The 16,774-nt window shown below is 59.0% G+C and carries 13 protein-coding genes, 3 tRNA genes and 1 pseudogene; 4 read left to right on the forward strand and 13 right to left on the reverse strand.

Translation table 11 applies throughout. The features are described from left to right. Positions 1-26 precede the first annotated feature (26 nt). From clpP to ACYAR8_RS24515, 5 genes are all read right to left on the reverse strand, one after another. Complete coding sequence (gene clpP, locus ACYAR8_RS24495) at positions 27-668, reverse strand: ATP-dependent Clp endopeptidase proteolytic subunit ClpP (protein ID WP_122537614.1); 642 nt, start codon at positions 666-668, stop codon at positions 27-29. Between the two features lie 91 nt (positions 669-759). Next, positions 760-2,070: a trigger factor gene (gene tig, locus ACYAR8_RS24500; RefSeq protein WP_427685299.1), complete on the reverse strand. Its 1,311-nt coding sequence runs from the start codon at positions 2,068-2,070 to the stop codon at positions 760-762. A gap of 373 nt (positions 2,071-2,443) precedes the next feature. Further along, positions 2,444-2,528 (reverse strand) — tRNA-Leu (locus ACYAR8_RS24505). Positions 2,529-2,585: 57 nt separating this feature from the next. Next, positions 2,586-2,661: transfer RNA gene (locus ACYAR8_RS24510), tRNA-His, on the reverse strand. A 59-nt stretch (positions 2,662-2,720) separates the two neighbouring features. Next, positions 2,721-2,797: transfer RNA gene (locus ACYAR8_RS24515), tRNA-Arg, on the reverse strand. Between the two features lie 310 nt (positions 2,798-3,107). Here ACYAR8_RS24515 and folD point away from each other — a divergent pair. Further along, complete coding sequence (gene folD / locus ACYAR8_RS24520; protein ID WP_074892073.1) at positions 3,108-3,962, forward strand: bifunctional methylenetetrahydrofolate dehydrogenase/methenyltetrahydrofolate cyclohydrolase FolD; 855 nt, start codon at positions 3,108-3,110, stop codon at positions 3,960-3,962. 90 nt (positions 3,963-4,052) lie between these two features. On the opposite strand, the gene ACYAR8_RS24525 is transcribed toward folD, so the two are convergent. The 6 genes from ACYAR8_RS24525 to ACYAR8_RS24550 all read right to left on the reverse strand — a co-directional run bounded on the left by ACYAR8_RS24525 (position 4,053) and on the right by ACYAR8_RS24550 (position 10,209). Further along, the gene (locus ACYAR8_RS24525) at positions 4,053-5,858 is read right to left on the reverse strand and encodes an ABC transporter substrate-binding protein (RefSeq protein WP_074892075.1); all 1,806 of its coding nucleotides are present in this window, start codon (positions 5,856-5,858) and stop codon (positions 4,053-4,055) included. Positions 5,859-6,013: 155 nt separating this feature from the next. Further along, a complete protein-coding gene (locus tag ACYAR8_RS24530; RefSeq protein ID WP_074892077.1) occupies positions 6,014-6,286 on the reverse strand; it encodes a DUF2160 domain-containing protein in 273 nt (90 codons plus the stop codon). A gap of 11 nt (positions 6,287-6,297) precedes the next feature. Further along, positions 6,298-7,098, reverse strand: coding sequence for a carbohydrate ABC transporter permease (locus ACYAR8_RS24535; protein ID WP_074892149.1), 801 nt, complete (start codon positions 7,096-7,098; stop codon positions 6,298-6,300). 27 nt (positions 7,099-7,125) lie between these two features. After that, entirely contained in the window at positions 7,126-7,992 is an 867-nt protein-coding gene (locus tag ACYAR8_RS24540) for a carbohydrate ABC transporter permease (RefSeq protein ID WP_074892078.1), read from the reverse strand. After that, positions 7,985-9,115 (reverse strand): ABC transporter ATP-binding protein, encoded by a 1,131-nt coding sequence (locus ACYAR8_RS24545; protein ID WP_463581311.1) that lies wholly within the window; start codon positions 9,113-9,115, stop codon positions 7,985-7,987. The genes ACYAR8_RS24540 and ACYAR8_RS24545 overlap by 8 nt, the downstream gene beginning before the upstream one ends. Beyond that, complete coding sequence (locus tag ACYAR8_RS24550; RefSeq protein WP_074892082.1) at positions 9,115-10,209, reverse strand: ABC transporter ATP-binding protein; 1,095 nt, start codon at positions 10,207-10,209, stop codon at positions 9,115-9,117. Before ACYAR8_RS24550 ends, ACYAR8_RS24545 begins: the two co-directional genes overlap by 1 nt. A gap of 355 nt (positions 10,210-10,564) precedes the next feature. On the opposite strand from ACYAR8_RS24550, the gene ACYAR8_RS24555 reads away from it, so the two are divergent. The 3 genes and pseudogenes from ACYAR8_RS24555 (at position 10,565) to ACYAR8_RS24565 (ending at position 13,225) form a co-directional block, all read left to right on the forward strand. Beyond that, on the forward strand, positions 10,565-12,418 hold the full coding sequence (locus ACYAR8_RS24555; RefSeq protein WP_463581312.1) for a sigma-54-dependent Fis family transcriptional regulator: 1,854 nt from the start codon (positions 10,565-10,567) through the stop codon (positions 12,416-12,418). 192 nt (positions 12,419-12,610) lie between these two features. Then, a complete protein-coding gene (locus tag ACYAR8_RS24560) occupies positions 12,611-12,850 on the forward strand; it encodes a type II toxin-antitoxin system Phd/YefM family antitoxin (RefSeq protein ID WP_074892151.1) in 240 nt (79 codons plus the stop codon). Further along, positions 12,847-13,225, forward strand: a pseudogene (locus ACYAR8_RS24565) (type II toxin-antitoxin system VapC family toxin). Before ACYAR8_RS24560 ends, ACYAR8_RS24565 begins: the two are co-directional and overlap by 4 nt. A gap of 196 nt (positions 13,226-13,421) precedes the next feature. Here ACYAR8_RS24565 and cysS read toward each other — a convergent pair. Further along, positions 13,422-14,804 carry a cysteine--tRNA ligase gene (cysS, locus tag ACYAR8_RS24570; RefSeq protein ID WP_272630987.1) on the reverse strand — a complete coding sequence of 461 codons (1,383 nt, stop codon included), beginning with the start codon at positions 14,802-14,804 and terminating at the stop codon, positions 13,422-13,424. Positions 14,805-14,814: 10 nt separating this feature from the next. After that, a complete protein-coding gene (locus ACYAR8_RS24575) occupies positions 14,815-16,512 on the reverse strand; it encodes a glutamine--tRNA ligase/YqeY domain fusion protein (RefSeq protein WP_463581313.1) in 1,698 nt (565 codons plus the stop codon). Positions 16,513-16,774: the final 262 nt, after the last annotated feature.

Below are 16,774 nucleotides of genomic sequence, written 5' to 3' on the forward strand. Positions count from 1 at the left end.
GCCCGCGATCATTGCCCTTCACGCAGTCATTTGGTCATTTGACGCCGATCAATGACCGAGTCCACCAGACCGTATTCAGCAGCGCGTTCGGCGCTCATGAAGTTGTCGCGGTTGGTGTCGCGCTCGATCGCTTCCAGCGTCTGGCCGGTGTGGTGCGCCAGCAGCTCGTTCAGACGTTGACGGATGAACAGGATTTCTTTCGCGTGGATGTCAATGTCCGACGCCTGCCCCTGAAAACCGCCCAACGGCTGGTGAATCATGACGCGAGAGTTCGGCAGTGCGAAACGCTTGCCCTTGGCACCACCGGCCAAAAGGAAAGCGCCCATGCTGCAGGCCTGGCCCATGACGGTCGTGGAAACGTCCGGCTTGATGAACTGCATGGTGTCGTAGATCGCCATGCCCGCAGTCACCGAACCGCCTGGGGAGTTGATGTAAAGATGGATGTCCTTGTCCGGGTTTTCCGCTTCAAGGAACAGCAGCTGCGCCGAGATGAGGTTGGCCATGTAGTCTTCAACCGGACCGACCAGGAAGATGACGCGTTCCTTGAGCAGGCGGGAGTAGATGTCATAGGCACGCTCGCCACGGGCGGACTGCTCGATAACCATCGGGACCAGGCCGCCAGCGGCCTGGATGTCAGAGTTCTGCTGAATATAAGAATTGCGGGACATGTCTCGCATTCACTCCCAAATAGTCATGTCTTGAATACGCATAAGCCAGCGCGAAGGCTGGCTTATGGTGTTTTCGAACGAGAGAAGGAAATCAGTCGGCTTGCGGAGCTTCAACCGGCTTGACTGCCTCTTCGTACGAGACCGCTTTATCGGTCACGCTCGCTTTCTGCAAAACAGTATCCACAACTTGTTCTTCCAGCACAACCGAACGAACTTCGTTCATTTGCTGTTCGTTCTTGTAGTACCAGGCCACAACCTGCTCTGGCTCCTGGTAAGCGGAAGCCATTTCCTGAATCAGCTCGCGAACGCGGGTGTCTTCAGGCTTGAGGTCGAATTGCTTGACGACTTCAGCCACGATCAGACCCAGCTCGACGCGGCGCTTTGCCTGCTCTTCGAACAGCTCTGCCGGCAGTTGGTCAGGCTTGATGTTGCCGCCGAACTGCTGAACAGCCTGAACGCGCAGACGGTTCACTTCGTTTTCCAGCAGCGCTTTAGGCACTTCGATCGGGTTGGCGGCCAGCAGACCGTCCATTACCTGATTCTTGACCTTGGACTTGATGGCCTGACGCAGCTCGCGCTCCATGTTCTTGCGAACTTCGGTGCGGAAGCCTTCGATGTTGGTTTCCTTGATGCCGAACTGCTTGAAGAACGTTTCGTTCAGCTCAGGCAGCGTCGGTGCCGACACGGTGTTGACAGTGACGGTGAACTCGGCGGTTTTGCCAGCCAGTTCCAGATTCTGATAATCCTCCGGGAAGGTCAGGTTCAGAACGCGCTCTTCGCCGGCTTTGGCGCCAACCAGACCGTCTTCGAAACCCGGGATCATGCGACCCGAACCCAGCACCAGCTGAGTACCGGTGGCCGAACCGCCAGCGAACGCTTCACCGTCGATCTTGCCGACGAAGTCGATGTTCAGCTGGTCTTCGTTTTGTGCAGCACGGTCGGCTACTTCAAAGCTGACGTTCTGCTTGCGCAGGATTTCCAGCATGTTGTCCAGATCGGAATCAGCGACGTCAGCCGACAGACGCTCGACGGAAATGGACTCGAAACCGGCCACGGTGAACTCAGGGAATACTTCGAAAGTAGCGATGTACTCGAGGTCCTTGCCCTTTTCGAAGGTTTTAGGCTCGACGGAAGGTGCACCAGCCGGGTTCAGCTTTTGCTCGACCACTGCTTCGTAGAAGGTCGCCTGGATCAGGTCGCCCAGTGCTTCTTGACGAGCACCGTCTTCGTAACGCTGGCGGATCACGCTCATAGGCACTTTGCCTGGGCGGAAGCCCGGGATCTTGGCTTTACGTGCGGTCTGCTGCAGACGCTTGTTGACTTCAGTCTCGATGCGCTCAGCGGGCACGCCAATGGTCATGCGGCGCTCGAGAGCGGAAGTGTTTTCAACAGAAACTTGCATTGATATTCCTCGTTGCACAGACGTTAGCCGGCCGTTTCCGACCCCAGAATCAAGGGCAAGCATTCTAGTGGGTCAAACTCAAGAAGTCACCCTGCTGAATGAGGGTAAATAAAGTGGCATGCAGCCCGGGAGTCACAGACGACTGTTTCAGCCTGCGGGAGGTGTCTGGAACGCACCTGATATGCCCCTATATAAAGGAAGCAAAAGGACGACCGAAACATGACCCAGTCCCCTGGAAGCACACCAAACGAGCCCTGTGTCGTGGACTCGCCAAGCTCGCACCGCATTAAATGCAGTACGCTGAAACAAAAAAAGCCGCACAAGGCGGCTTTCTTTCAACCCTCAACACCCAAGGTGTTGCGAGACTTGTAACTGGTGCGGACGGAGAGACTCGAACTCTCACACCTTGCGGCGCTGGAACCTAAATCCAGTGTGTCTACCAATTCCACCACATCCGCGTTTTGAAGCGCTTAAAGCAAAGGCGCCAGATTATGAATCTGGCGCCTTTTCGAATATGGGGTGGACGAAGGGGATCGAACCCTCGACAACGGGAGTCACAATCCCGTGCTCTACCAACTGAGCTACGCCCACCATATTGCGTTGTAACCGACGCATTCAAGCTGAATGCTACTTGTGCCAAAGCTGCCTAATGGCGCACCCGGCAGGACTCGAACCTGCGACCATCCGCTTAGAAGGCGGATGCTCTATCCAGCTGAGCTACGGGCACTTATTTCATTTGCCTTCGTGAGACTGCAAATTAAGAGCTTTCAATCACGCTGAGCAGATCTTAACTCTACCTGACTTATTCAACCTTTCGACCTGATCCGCCGCTTCCGGCTTATCCTGTGTGGGGTTGTGCCCGACAAGTGCGACGAATCTTATAGACGGCCCAAAAGGTCGTCAACACTTTTTTCAAAAAAATTCAGTTAATTAAAGGGGTTAGCTTATTAAGCGGACCAACCGTCTTTGCCCTTGCGTCAGGTCATGCGAGAATGCGCGCTCTTTTTCCCTCCCCTTCCGATGGTTAATCACGCGTAATGACTGCAAAACTAATAGACGGCAAAGCGATCGCAGCCAACCTGCGCCAGCAGATCGCTCAACGAGTCGCCCAGCGTCGCGAGCAAGGCCTGCGCACGCCCGGCCTCGCGGTGATTCTGGTCGGCAGCGACCCCGCCTCTCAGGTTTACGTCTCGCACAAACGCAAAGACTGCGAAGAGGTCGGCTTCATCTCCCAGGCCTATGACCTGCCCAGTGAAACCAGCCAGACCGAACTGACCGATCTGATCGATCGCCTCAACGACGACCCGGCCATCGACGGCATCCTGCTGCAACTGCCGCTGCCCGAACATCTTGAATCCTCCAGCCTGCTGGAGCGCATCCGCCCGGATAAAGACGTCGACGGTTTCCACCCCTACAACGTGGGCCGGCTGGCCCAGCGCATTCCGCTGCTGCGCCCGTGCACCCCCAAGGGCATCATGACCCTGCTGGAAAGCACCGGTGTCGATCTGTACGGCAAGGACGCGGTCGTGGTGGGTGCTTCCAACATTGTCGGTCGTCCGATGGCGATGGAGCTGCTGCTGGCGGGCTGCACCGTGACCGTGACCCATCGTTTCACCCAGGATCTGGCCGGACACGTCGGTCGCGCCGATCTGGTGGTCGTAGCAGCGGGCAAGCCGGGCCTGGTCAAGGGCGAGTGGATCAAGGAAGGCGCCATCGTCATCGATGTCGGCATCAACCGTCAGGATGACGGCAAGCTGGTGGGCGACGTAGTGTACGAAACCGCCCTGCCCCGCGCCGGCTGGATCACGCCGGTGCCAGGCGGCGTTGGCCCGATGACCCGCGCCTGCCTGCTGGAAAACACGCTGTATGCGGCTGAGACGCTGCACGGCTGATTTCCCAAGCCCTGAGCAGCAAAGCGCGCACATGAAAAACGGCACCCGAGGGTGCCGTTTTTTTATGCGCCGAACGTAGAAGCGTGCAGGTTACTTCTTCGCGGCTTCCCAGCTCTTCAAGAGGTCCGAGTATGCGATGGTTTCGCCCTTCGGTTTCTCGTTGGCCAGTTTGCGTTGCGGCGCGAGGAAGGCACCGTTGCTCTTCTCGGCTTTGGTGTACCACTCTTCGGCCGAGGTTTCCGGGTTCATCTTCGGTGCGCAACCACTCGCGTCCTGCACCTTGGAGCGCTCGATGCGAGTCATGATAGCGTCCTGGTCCTTGGCCAGACCGTCGAGGGCCGCCTGGGCGGTTTTCTCGCCGGTGACGGCTTCAGCCACGTGACTCCACCACAGCTGTGCCAGCTTCGGATAATCCGGAACGTTGGTGCCGGTTGGCGACCATTGCACGCGGGCCGGGCTGCGATAGAACTCGACCAGACCACCGAGTTTCGGCGCCAGAGCGGTCATCTCTTTGGAGTTGATGTCCGATTCGCGAATCGGCGTCAGGCCCACGATGGTTTTCTTCAGCGAGACGGACTTCGACGTCACGAACTGCGCGTAGAGCCAGGCGGCCAGGCGCTTCTTCTCTTCGGTGGACTTCAGGAAGGTCCAGGAGCCCACGTCCTGATAACCCAGCTTCATGCCCTCTTTCCAGTAAGGACCTTTTGGCGACGGCGCCATCCGCCATTTCGGCGTGCCGTCGGCGTTCATGACTGGCAGACCTGGCTTGGTCATGTCAGCGGTGAAAGCGGTGTACCAGAAGATCTGTTGAGCGACGTTACCCTGGGACGGCACCGGGCCGGACTCGGAGAATGTCATGCCTGCTGCTTCAGGTGGTGCGTAAGCCTTGAGCCAGTCGATGTATTTCTGAGTGGCGAACACGGCTGCCGGGCCGTTGGTGTCGCCGCCGCGGGTAATGCTCGAACCGACCGGGTGGCAGTCTTCTACACGGATGCCCCACTCGTCGACCGGCAAGCCGTTCGGCAAGCCTTTGTCGCCGCTGCCGGCCATGGAGAACCAGGCATCGGTGAAGCGCCAGCCCAGGGACGGGTCTTTCTTGCCGTAGTCCATGTGCCCGTAGACTTTCTTGCCGTCAAGTTCCTTGACGTCTTCGCTGAAGAACTTGGCGATGTCTTCATAGGCGGACCAGTTCACCGGAACGCCCAGCTCGTAACCGTACTTGGCCTTGAATTTCGCTTTCAGGTCAGGACGCTCGAACCAGTCGGCGCGGAACCAGTACAGGTTGGCGAACTGTTGGTCAGGCAGCTGATACAGCTTGGCCGGCGTGACGACTTTACCGGAAGCGTCTTTGACTTCAGGCGACGTGGTGAACGAGGTGCCGATGAAGTCTTTGATGTCGAGCGTCGGAGAGGTGACCTTCGAACCTTCCGGGCTGGCCATCAGGTCGGTCAGAGACATTGCCTTGCCGTAGCGGAAGTGGGTACCGATCAGGTCGGAGTCGTTGACCCAGCCGTCATAGATACTCTGGTTGGACTGCATGGCAGTCTGCAGCTTTTCAATCACGTCGCCTTCCTGCAGCAGGTCGTGGGTGACCTTGATGCCGGTGATTTCGGTGAACGCCTTGGCCAGGGTTTTGGATTCGTATTCATGGGTGGTCAAGGTTTCGGAAACCACCTTGATGTCCATGCCGCGGAACGGCTCGGCCGCCTTGATGAACCACTCCAGCTCCTTGAGCTGATCGGCATCGGACAGCGTGGTCGGCTTGAACTCGCTGGAGGCCCACTTCTTGGCGGCATCCTCGTATTGATCGGCCCAGGCCGACACGCTCAAGCCACTGAGCATTACCATCGTCGCTACCGTCACACTATGTCGCAGCTTGTTTTTCTTATTGAACATAGACACCTCTTGTGTTGATTCTTATGTGATCCAACGTGCTCGCATTTTCATCTGTAGGAGCGCGCTTGCCCGCGAATGCGATCCGCGTATGCAGGACGAATGGCCTGACACACCGCCATCGGGCAAGCGCTCCTACAGCTACATTTCGCTTTTCTTCAACCCCAACGCATCACCACCAACAGCCAGACCAGAGACAACCCTGAGGCCACCCAGATATTCCAGCTCGTTGCGCCGATCACCATCAGGTGCAGGTAAGCGCTTCCGAGCAGACCGATGAACAGACGATCGCCGCGTGTGGTGGCAATCGGTAGAAAACCACGACGTTCAATGCTCGCCGAACGCAGTTCCCAGGCCGTCATCGCAACCAGAATCGCAGCGATAGACGCAAAGAAAATAGCAGTTGGCAGGGTCCAGGACATCCACTCCATTTTTCGACTCCTCAGACACGACCAAGAGCGAAGCCCTTGACCACGTGATTACGAACGAACCAGATCACCAGCATCCCCGGCAGAATGGTCAACACCCCCGCCGCTGCCAGCACCCCCCAATCAATACCCGACGCCGAAACGGTACGGGTCATGACCGCTGCGATCGGCTTGGCGTTGACCGAGGTGAGCGTGCGCGCCAGCAGCAATTCGACCCAGGAGAACATGAAGCAGAAGAACGCCGTCACACCGATACCCGAGCCGATCAGCGGGATGAAAATCTTGCCGAAGAACTTGGGAAAGCTATAGCCATCGATGTAGGCCGTTTCGTCAATCTCCTTGGGAACGCCGGACATGAAGCCTTCCAGAATCCACACCGCCAGCGGCACGTTGAACAGACAATGTGCCAACGCTACCGCAATGTGCGTGTCGAACAGGCCGATGGACGAGTACAGCTGAAAGAACGGCAGCAGGAAAACCGCAGGTGGCGCCATCCGGTTGGTCAGGAGCCAGAAGAACAGGTGTTTGTCGCCGAGGAAACGATAGCGTGAAAACGCATAGGCCGCAGGCAATGCGACGCTCAGCGATATCACCATATTCAGGCAGACGTAGTACAGCGAGTTGATGTAGCCGCTGTACCAGCTTTCGTCAGTGAAGATCACCTTGTAGTTCGCCAGCGTGAAGTCCTGTGGGAACAGGGTCAGGCCGCCGAGGATTTCGGTGTTGGTCTTGAACGACATGTTGACCAGCCAGTAGATCGGCACCAGCAGAAACAGCAGGTAGATCCACAGCGGTATGAGCTTTTTGAACGACACTTTCTCGCGCTTGTTCATGGGCGCTCCTCAGTTCTTTTCGCTGTGGGTCATGGCGGTGTAGAACACCCACGACACCAACAGAATGATCAGGAAATACACCAGCGAGAACGCCGCCGCAGGGCCCAGGTCGAACTGGCCGAGGGCCATGGTTGTCAGGGTCTGGCTGAGGAAGGTCGTCGAGTTGCCCGGACCGCCACCGGTGAGCACGAACGGCTCGGTGTAGATCATGAAGCTGTCCATGAAACGCAGCATCACGGCGATGAGCAGTACGCTCTTCATCTTCGGCAGCTGGATGTGTCGGAACACGGCCCAGTTGGACGCCCGATCAATTCGCGCTGCCTGGTAGTACACGTCCGGAATGGCGCGCAGACCCGAGTAGCACAGCAATGCCACCAGCGAGGTCCAGTGCCAGACGTCGATGACCAGCACGGTCACCCAAGCGTCCGACGCGTTGGCCGCGTAGTTGTAGCTGATGCCCAGCACATCGTTGAGCATCCAGCCCAGCAGACCGATGTCGCCACGGCCGAAGATCTGCCAGATGGTGCCAACCACGTTGAAGGGGATCAGCAGCGGAATGGTCATCACGATCAGGCACACCGATGACCAGCGCCCCTTGGTCGGCATGGTCAGGGCGATGCCGATGCCCAGCGGGATTTCGATCAGCAGTACACAGGCGGAGTAGATGAACTGGCGCAGCAGCGAGTCATGCAGACGCGGGTCCTGCAGCACTTGCCGGAACCAGTCGGCGCCGACGAAGTAGCGGCTGGACTGGTCGAAGATGTCCTGCACCGAATAGTTGACCACGGTCATCATCGGAATGATGGCGCTGAACGCCACCAGCAGGAACACCGGCAGCACCAGCCACCAGGCCTTGTTATTTTGCACTTTAGTCATGGGACACCTCGCTGGCCGGCAGTGTGTTCGCCGCGGCCTCCAGCAGAAATTCATCGGCGTAGAGCATCAGCCATTGCGCCGGGAAACTGATCCAGGCCTGCCCCTGGGGCACCGGCTTGTCTTCCTGCACGCGTACTTTCAGCAACTGACCGGCCAGCTTGAGGGTGAGGATCTTGTAGGTCCCCAGGTCCTCGACGTAGGTCACGTCGGCTTGCATGGCGTCATCGTTGGGGCTGTCCCAGACGTGCACGAACTCCGGACGAATCCCGACTTTCAACGTGCTCCACTGAGTGGCGGCCAGACGCTGCTGCAAGGCCTCGGACAACGGCAGGTGGATGCCGCCGAAACCCACGCCGCCGGCTTCAGGCTTGACCTCGATGAGGTTCATGCCGGGGCTGCCGATGAAGTAGCCAACGAAGGTGTGGTGCGGTTTTTCAAACAGCTCGCGCGGGGTGCCGAACTGGACGATCTGGCCGCCGTACATCACCGCGATCTTGTCGGCGAAGGTCGAAGCCTCCAGCTGATCGTGGGTGACGTAAACCATGGTGATGTTGAACTGCTCGTGGATCTGCTTGAGCTTGCGGCGCAGTTTCCACTTCAGGTGCGGGTCGATCACGGTCAGCGGTTCGTCGAACAGAATTGCCGATACGTCATCGCGAACCAGCCCGCGGCCCATGGAGACTTTCTGTTTCTCGTCAGCGGTGAGGCCTTTGGCTTTCTTCTTCAGCAACGGCTGCAGATCCAGCACGTCGGCGATCTCCTGCACCTTGATCTTCACTTTCGCTTCCGGCATGCCCTGATTGCGCAGCGGAAACGCGAGGTTGTCGTACACCGTCATGGTGTCGTAGACCACCGGAAACTGGAAAACCTGAGCGATGTTGCGCTCCTCCGGGGACATGTCGTTGACCACGGTGGTGTCGAACAGGACCTTGCCTTCGGACGGGCTGAGCAGGCCGGAGATGATGTTGAGCAGGGTCGATTTGCCGCAGCCGGACGGGCCGAGCAAGGCATACGCGCCGCCCTGCTCCCAGATGTGGGTCATTTCGCGGATGGCATAGTCTTCAGGGCCGGTCGGATTGGCGCTGTAGCTGTGCGCGAGTTGTTGCAAGCGGATCTCGGCCATCAGGCAACCCTCGCCATGCGCAGGCCCGGCGCCTGAATCAGGCCGCCCTGCTGATCGAATACGAACAGTTTGTGAGTCGGGATGTACACGCGAATCGGCGTGTCCACGTCGTACTCATGGACGCCCGGCAGATGCAGCACCAGCGAGAAATGCTCGTTGCGCACGTGCAGGAATGTTTCCGAACCGCTGATCTCGGCGAGCTCGACGGTCACCGCCAGCTCGAGGTCGTCGTCGTTGGACGGCACCAGGCTGAGATGGCTCGGGCGCACGCCAAAGCGGTATTCGCCGTCACCGATGGTGCGCAGGTCGACGTTCAACGGGAAGTGCACGAAGTTGGCGAAGCTGACTTCGTTGCCTTCGATGCGACCGGGCATCAGGTTGATCGGCGGCTCGGAGAACAATTCGGCGGCCAGCACGGTTTTCGGCTGGTGATACACCTCGGGCGTGCGGCCGCTCTGGATCACACGGCCTTCGTGCAGGATCGTCGTAGTTCCGCCCAGCGCCAGCGCTTCGTTCGGCTCGGTGGTGGCATAGATAGCGATGGTATTGCGCGTCTCGAACAACTGGCGCATTTCCTGACGCAGCTCTTCGCGCAGCTTGTAGTCGAGGTTGACCAGCGGCTCATCGAACAGAATCAGTTCGGCGTCCTTGACCAGCGCCCGCGCCATGGCCGTGCGCTGCTGCTGGCCGCCGGACAATTCGAGGGGGTGGCGGCTGAGGAATTTTTCAATGCGCAGCATCTTCGCGGTTTCGCGGACGCGGCGGTCGATTTCGTCCTTCGACATCTTGGCCTGGCGCAGTGGCGAGGCGATGTTGTCGTAGACGGTCATGCTCGGATAGTTGATGAACTGCTGATAAACCATGGAGACATTGCGATGACGCACCGCGACCTGGGTGACATCTTTGCCATTCATCAGTACCCGGCCGCTGTCTGGCTTGTCCAGACCGGCCATCAAGCGCATCAGGCTGGTTTTGCCTGATAAGGTGCGCCCCAGCAATACGTTGAATGAGCCGGGTTCAAAGCTCAGCGAAGCATCGTCGATCCAGATCTGACCGTCGACGGCGCGGCTGACGTGCTCAAGCGTGAGAGACATGGCGTGCCCTTTTTATTTGTTTTGTTCGGGGTGTTGCGTGTTTGCCCTATGGCAGGTCGTGACATCCGGTGACCGACTGTGCTGACCGATTGTTGGATAGCGACAATCGTGCCAACCGGACCGCTCAAGAGCTTTCTGGCTGTAATGTGCGGACTAGAGCGGTTGCGACAATTTGCCGCAGAGATCGGCATTCGTTGATGAACATAAATGAACAGGAAAGGCTGAACACCTGAACAAAATGAACATTGACTTTGAACAATCCTGAACAACAATGGGTGGACGTTTTCGAGCAGGGATGCTCTGCCTAGCGGCATCTCGACAACAATAAATAAAAGTACTCGGACGGAGCCATTTCATGGCCACAGCAGGCGCATCCCCCAGCCACGACACCATCATTCAGGACTCATGGGCCCGTTGCCGCGAGTTCGGCCTCGACCACCAGTCACGGCCGTCCTTCGGTCGCCTGCCCGATCAGCAGGTTTCGCAACTGCTCGAGCGCCACCATTCGCTGGTGCAGACCACCCATCAGCAGGTGCTGCCCTTCTACGAGAACATCCTGAGCAATTCCAACTGCCTGATCCTGCTCGCCGATCAGCAGGGTCGGGTGCTCAATTCCTGGGGCAACAAGCGCTTCGTGGAACCGGATCAACAGCCGGGTTTCGTCGCCGGGGCCAGCTGGCTGGAGCAAAGCGCCGGCACCAACGCCATCGGCACGGCGCTGGCCTGTGAACAGGCTGTTCACATTGAACACGATGAACACTTTCTCAAGGCCAACCGTTTCATGACCGGCTCGGCGGCACCGATTTTCGATGCGTCGCGGCGGATGATCGCGGTGCTCGATGTGTCCAGCGACAGCTTCCTGCCGCCCTCCCATACCCTTGGGATGGTCAAGATGATGAGCCAGACCATCGAAAACCGGCTGATCCTCGACCAGTTCCAGCACAGCCATTTTCAGCTCGTGTTCAATACCGGCCTGAACAACCTCGACAGCCAGTGGGCCGGCCTGTTGGTGTTCGATGAAAGCGGCCGTGTGCTCTGCGCCAACCGTCGCGCCGACAACCTGCTGGGTCTCAGCCTGCTCAACGCCAACATCGAAAACCTGTTCAAGGCACCGATCGCCGATCTGCTTGATCAAATGGAAGGCCAGCCCTTCCCACTTCAGGCCTCTGGCCACAACCGTTTTCATTGCGTATTGAAGCGGCCGAAGGCGCCGGTGCTCAAGCTCAGGACGGTGCCTGCGCCTGTCCCGATTCAGTCCCGATCAATCACGGTAGGCGCCATTGAGCCCGGCATGGGTGACGAACGGATCGAGAAAGCCGCGCGTCAGGGGCAGCGACTGCTGGAGAAGAATGTCCCGCTGTTGATCCTGGGTGAGACGGGTGTGGGCAAGGAAGTGTTCGTCAAGGCCCTGCACCGCGCCAGCTCCCGCGCCGATCAGCCCATGATTGCCGTGAACTGCGCGGCGATCCCGTCGGAGCTGGTCGAGGCCGAACTGTTTGGCTATGAAAAAGGCGCGTTCACCGGCGCTCACCATAAAGGCAGCATCGGGCTGATTCGCAAGGCCGACAAGGGCACGCTGTTTCTCGACGAGATCGGCGACATGCCGCTGCCGGTTCAGGCGCGTTTGCTGCGGGTGTTGCAGGAACGATGCGTGCAGCCGGTGGGCAGCAGCGAGTTGTATCCGGTGGACATCCGCGTGATTTCCGCGACCCATTGTTCGCTGCGCGAGCATGTGCAGAACGGGCGGTTTCGTCAGGATTTGTACTACCGCATCAGTGGCTTGAATCTGGAGTTGCCGCCGCTGCGGGATCGCAGCGATAAACCCGCGCTGGTTCGCGCGATCTGGGAGCAGCACCGCGAACCGCAGCAGACAGCAGGCTTTGAGCCGCAGGTGATGGAGCTGTTCGAACGGCACCCTTGGCCGGGAAACCTGCGGCAGTTGAGCAACGTGATTCAGGTGGCGTTGGCCCTGGCCGATGATCAACCGATTTCCACCGAGCATCTGCCGGAAGACTTTTTTGCGGACCTGGCGATGGGCTGTGAGCGCGTCGAGCCCGAGACAGTGCTCAACCGCAAGGCTGCGCTGGACACGCCGGAGGAGTTGAGCGAGTTGTTGCAGGCGGCCGGCGGGAACATCTCGCAGTTGGCGAAACGCCTGGGGGTGAGCCGGAATACGCTGTACAAGCGGCTGAGGGAACAGGGGTTTTGAAGGCTTAGATGGTTCCCACGCTCCGCGTGGCAACCCGCCGATGACGCTCCGCGTCAAATTAGACGCGGAGCGTCAGACGAGTTGTTCCCACGCAGGGGGTCGCCACAATCAGCACAGAATTGTAACGGTGGCTTGGGCAAGAAGAATTATATGGCTATATTTGGCCAATATTTCCGAATGCGAGCATACGTCATGATTATCGTCCCTCTCGGTGAGGCCAAGGACAATCTGTCAAAACTGGTAGATGACGCTGCGGCGGGCCAGACTATCACGATCGCTAAACATGGTCGCGCAATGGCGCGCCTCGTCCCGATCGGGCGGCCCACCGGTAAACGCATCGGTGCTATGAAAGGTATTCTTCAACTACCGGACGACTTCGATGCACCGCTTTCTGCCTCTGTGCTGGATGATTTCGAAGGCAGTCGCCCATGAGGATACTGCTGGATACTCATATTCTTCTGTGGGCTCTGACTGACGACCCGAAGCTTTCTCCCAAAGCAAAAAAAACTGATCGAAACCGCTACTGAGGTTTACCTCAGCGCCGCCACGTTTTGGGAGATGTCGATAAAGATTGGCTTGGGGAAACTAACGGCCGATCTTGAGGAGATTCGCGAGTACTGCCGAGACAGCGGCTTTATCGAGCTCCCTGTCAGCGTTGAACATGCAATCGCAGTCAAAGATCTGGAACACCATCATCGCGACCCATTCGATAGGCTAATCGTTGCTGCCGCCATCACTGAACCGATGAAGCTAATTACGTCAGACGCGATGGTTGCCAGGTACACGTCGCTCGCAGTGCTGGCTTGAGGCGCCCAAGCGCGAACGGCAGCAGGCCAGTAGAAATCAACAATTTGCCAAACGACCTTCGGGACGCTGATCGTTCCCACGCTCCGCGTGGTAACCCCGCCCAAGACGCTCCGCGTCAACGAAGACGCGGAGCGTCTGGCGAGGCATTCCCACGCGGAGCGTGGGAACGATCAAGCGATTTAACACGCGCGGCTGATCAATCCGCCAAGCGCCAGGTCGTGCTGCCTTTGCTGTCTTCCAGCACCACGCCCATGGCGGTGAGTTGATCGCGGATGCGGTCGCCTTCAGCCCAGTTCTTGTCAGCGCGCGCCTGCAGGCGTGCGGCGATCAAGGCTTCGACCTCGGCCGCATCCACACGACCTTCGGCGCCGGCGCGCAGGAAGTCATCGGCTTCCAGCTGCAACACGCCCAGCACACTGGCCAACTCCTTCAAACGCGCCGCCAGACCTGCCGCTGCGTTGACATCGCTGTCACGCAGACGGTTGATCTCGCGGACCATCTCGAACAACACGGCGCACGCTTCCGGCGTGCCGAAGTCGTCGTTCATCGCCGCCGAAAAACGCTCGACGTACGCTTCGCCACCCGCTGGCTCCGCAACCGGCAGACCCTTGAGCGCGTGATAGAACCGCTCCAGCGCGCCTTTGGATTCTTTCAGGCTGTCTTCGGAATAGTTGATCGCGCTGCGGTAGTGGCTCGACACCAGCAGGTAACGCACCACTTCCGGGTGGTATTTATCCAGCACGTCGCGAATGGTGAAGAAGTTGTTCAAGGACTTGGACATCTTCTCGCCATTGATGCGGATCATGCCGCAGTGCAGCCAGGCGTTGGCGTAGGTCTTGCCGGTCGCGGCTTCGCTCTGGGCAATCTCGTTTTCGTGATGCGGGAATTCCAGGTCGCTGCCGCCGCCATGAATGTCGAAGGTCTCACCCAGGCAGCAGGTGGACATCACCGAGCATTCGATGTGCCAGCCCGGACGCCCCGCACCCCACGGCGATTCCCAGCTCGGTTCGCCCGGCTTGACGCCTTTCCACAGCACGAAATCCAGCGGGTCGTCCTTGGCTTCGTCAACCTCGATCCGCGCGCCGATGCGCAGGTCTTCGATCTTCTTGCGCGACAACTTGCCGTAGCCGAGGAATTTGCCGACGCGGTAGTACACGTCGCCATTGCCCGGGGCGTAGGCATAGCCCTTGTCGATCAGGCGCTGGATCATGTCGTGCATGCCGCCGATGTAATCGGTGGCACGCGGCTCCATGTCCGGCTTGAGGATGTTCAGGCGCGCTTCGTCCTCGTGCATCGCGTCGATCATGCGCGCGGTCAGGGCGTCGAACGCCTCGCCGTTTTCACGGGCGCGGTTGATGATCTTGTCGTCGATGTCGGTGATGTTGCGCACGTAGGTCAAGTCGTAGCCGCTGAAACGCAACCAGCGGGTGACGACGTCGAACGCCACCATGCTGCGGCCGTGGCCCAGGTGGCAGTAGTCGTACACGGTCATCCCGCAGACGTACATGCGCACCTTGTTGCCATCCAGCGGCTTGAAGACTTCTTTGCTCTTGCTGAGCGTGTTGTAGATAGAAAGCACGTTGCCTACCTTAGCTCCACGAGTCGCGGAGCGTCACAGTCCGGTTAAAGACCGGATGACCGGGTTTCGAGTCCTTCAGATCCGCGCTGAAATAACCTTCGCGTTCGAACTGGAAACGGTCTTCCGGCTGAGCGTCAGCCAACGACGGTTCAGCGCGACAACCGGTCAAAACCTGCAAGGAGCCTGGGTTGATGTTGTCCAGGAAGGTCTTGCCCTCTTCTGCTTTCTCAGGGTTTGCCGACAGGAACAGACGGTCGTACAGACGCACTTCGCACTCGATGCTTTCCGCTGCCGGCACCCAGTGCACAACGCCTTTGACCTTGCGGCCTTCAGGGTTCTTGCCCAAAGTTTCCGGGTCGTAGGAGCAGCGCAGCTCGACGATGTTGCCGTCGGCGTCCTTGATCGCTTCGTCGGCGCGAATCACGTAGCTGCCACGCAGGCGCACTTCGCCGTTCGGCTCAAGACGCTTGTAGCCTTTCGGCGGCTCTTCCATGAAGTCTTCACGGTCGATGTAGATCTCGCGGGAGAACGGCAGCTTGCGCACGCCGAGCTCTTCCTTCTGCGGATGGCGCGGCAGTTCGAGGTGGTCGACCTGGCCTTCCGGGTAATTGGTGATCACGACTTTCAACGGACGCAGCACGCACATGGCGCGCGGGGCGTTGTGGTCCAGGTCCTGACGGATGCTGAATTCCAGCATGCCGAAATCGACCACGCCGTCAGAACGGTTGGTGCCGATCATTTCGCAGAAATTGCGGATCGACGCCGGGGTGTAACCGCGACGGCGGAAGCCCGACAGCGTCGACATGCGCGGGTCGTCCCAGCCATGCACGTGCTTTTCATCGACCAGTTGCTTGAGCTTGCGCTTGCTGGTGATGGTGTAGTTCAGGTTCAGGCGCGAGAACTCGTACTGGCGCGGCTTGCACGGCACCGGCAGGTTGTCGAGGAACCACTCGTAGAGCGGGCGATGGCTCTCGAATTCCAGGGTGCAGATCGAATGGGTGATGCCTTCGATGGCGTCCGACTGACCGTGGGTGAAATCGTAGATCGGGTAGATGCACCACTTGTCACCGGTCTGGTGGTGGTGGGCGTGTCGAATGCGGTAGAGGATCGGATCGCGCAGGTTCATGTTCGGCGACGCCATGTCGATCTTGGCGCGCAGCACACGGGCGCCGTCTTCGAACTCACCGGCTTTCATGCGGCTGAACAGGTCGAGGTTTTCTTCGACGCTGCGATCGCGGAACGGGCTGTTCTTGCCCGGCTCGGTCAGGGTGCCGCGGTATTCACGAGCCTGCTCGGGGGTCAGGTCATCGACGTAGGCATTGCCCGTTTCGATCAGATGCACCGCCCAGGCGTAAAGCTGGTCGAAGTACTGCGAGGCATAACGCACTTCGCCGGACCACTCGAAGCCCAGCCATTTGACGTCGGCTTCAATGGCGTCGATGTATTCCTGGTCTTCCTTCGCCGGGTTAGTGTCGTCGAAGCGCAGATGCGTGACGCCGCCGAATTCCTGAGCCAGACCAAAGTTGACGCAGATCGACTTGGCATGACCGATGTGCAGGTAGCCGTTGGGCTCCGGCGGGAAGCGGGTCACGATCTGGGTGTGCTTGCCCGAATCCAGGTCTGCCTGCACGATGGGGCGCAGGAAGTTGGTTGGAATGGCAGGGCCTGCCTTGGAATTCGCAGCGGCATCTTGAGTGGGCTTGCTCATAGGATCCTTGTACGGGTCGCGGCCAGGAAGGCCGGTTAAATCAAAGCGCCTATCATAGCCGAAGCTGTCAAGCCCCTGACAGCGCGCTGTGACAAAACTGCCGAGATGGACGCGGTGTCAGCGGCAACCGCCGGCGCAATCGCAGCTACCCGAGCAGCGGCTACCCTCTGTAAACTGCCCGCCTGGTGTGAATCAGCGGCACTGGCCTCGCACCCCGATGGCCGACTGCCGCGATCACTGCCTTTCACCAAGACTTCAAAGA

It is taken from the genome of Pseudomonas sp. HP_01 (assembly GCF_055284355.1).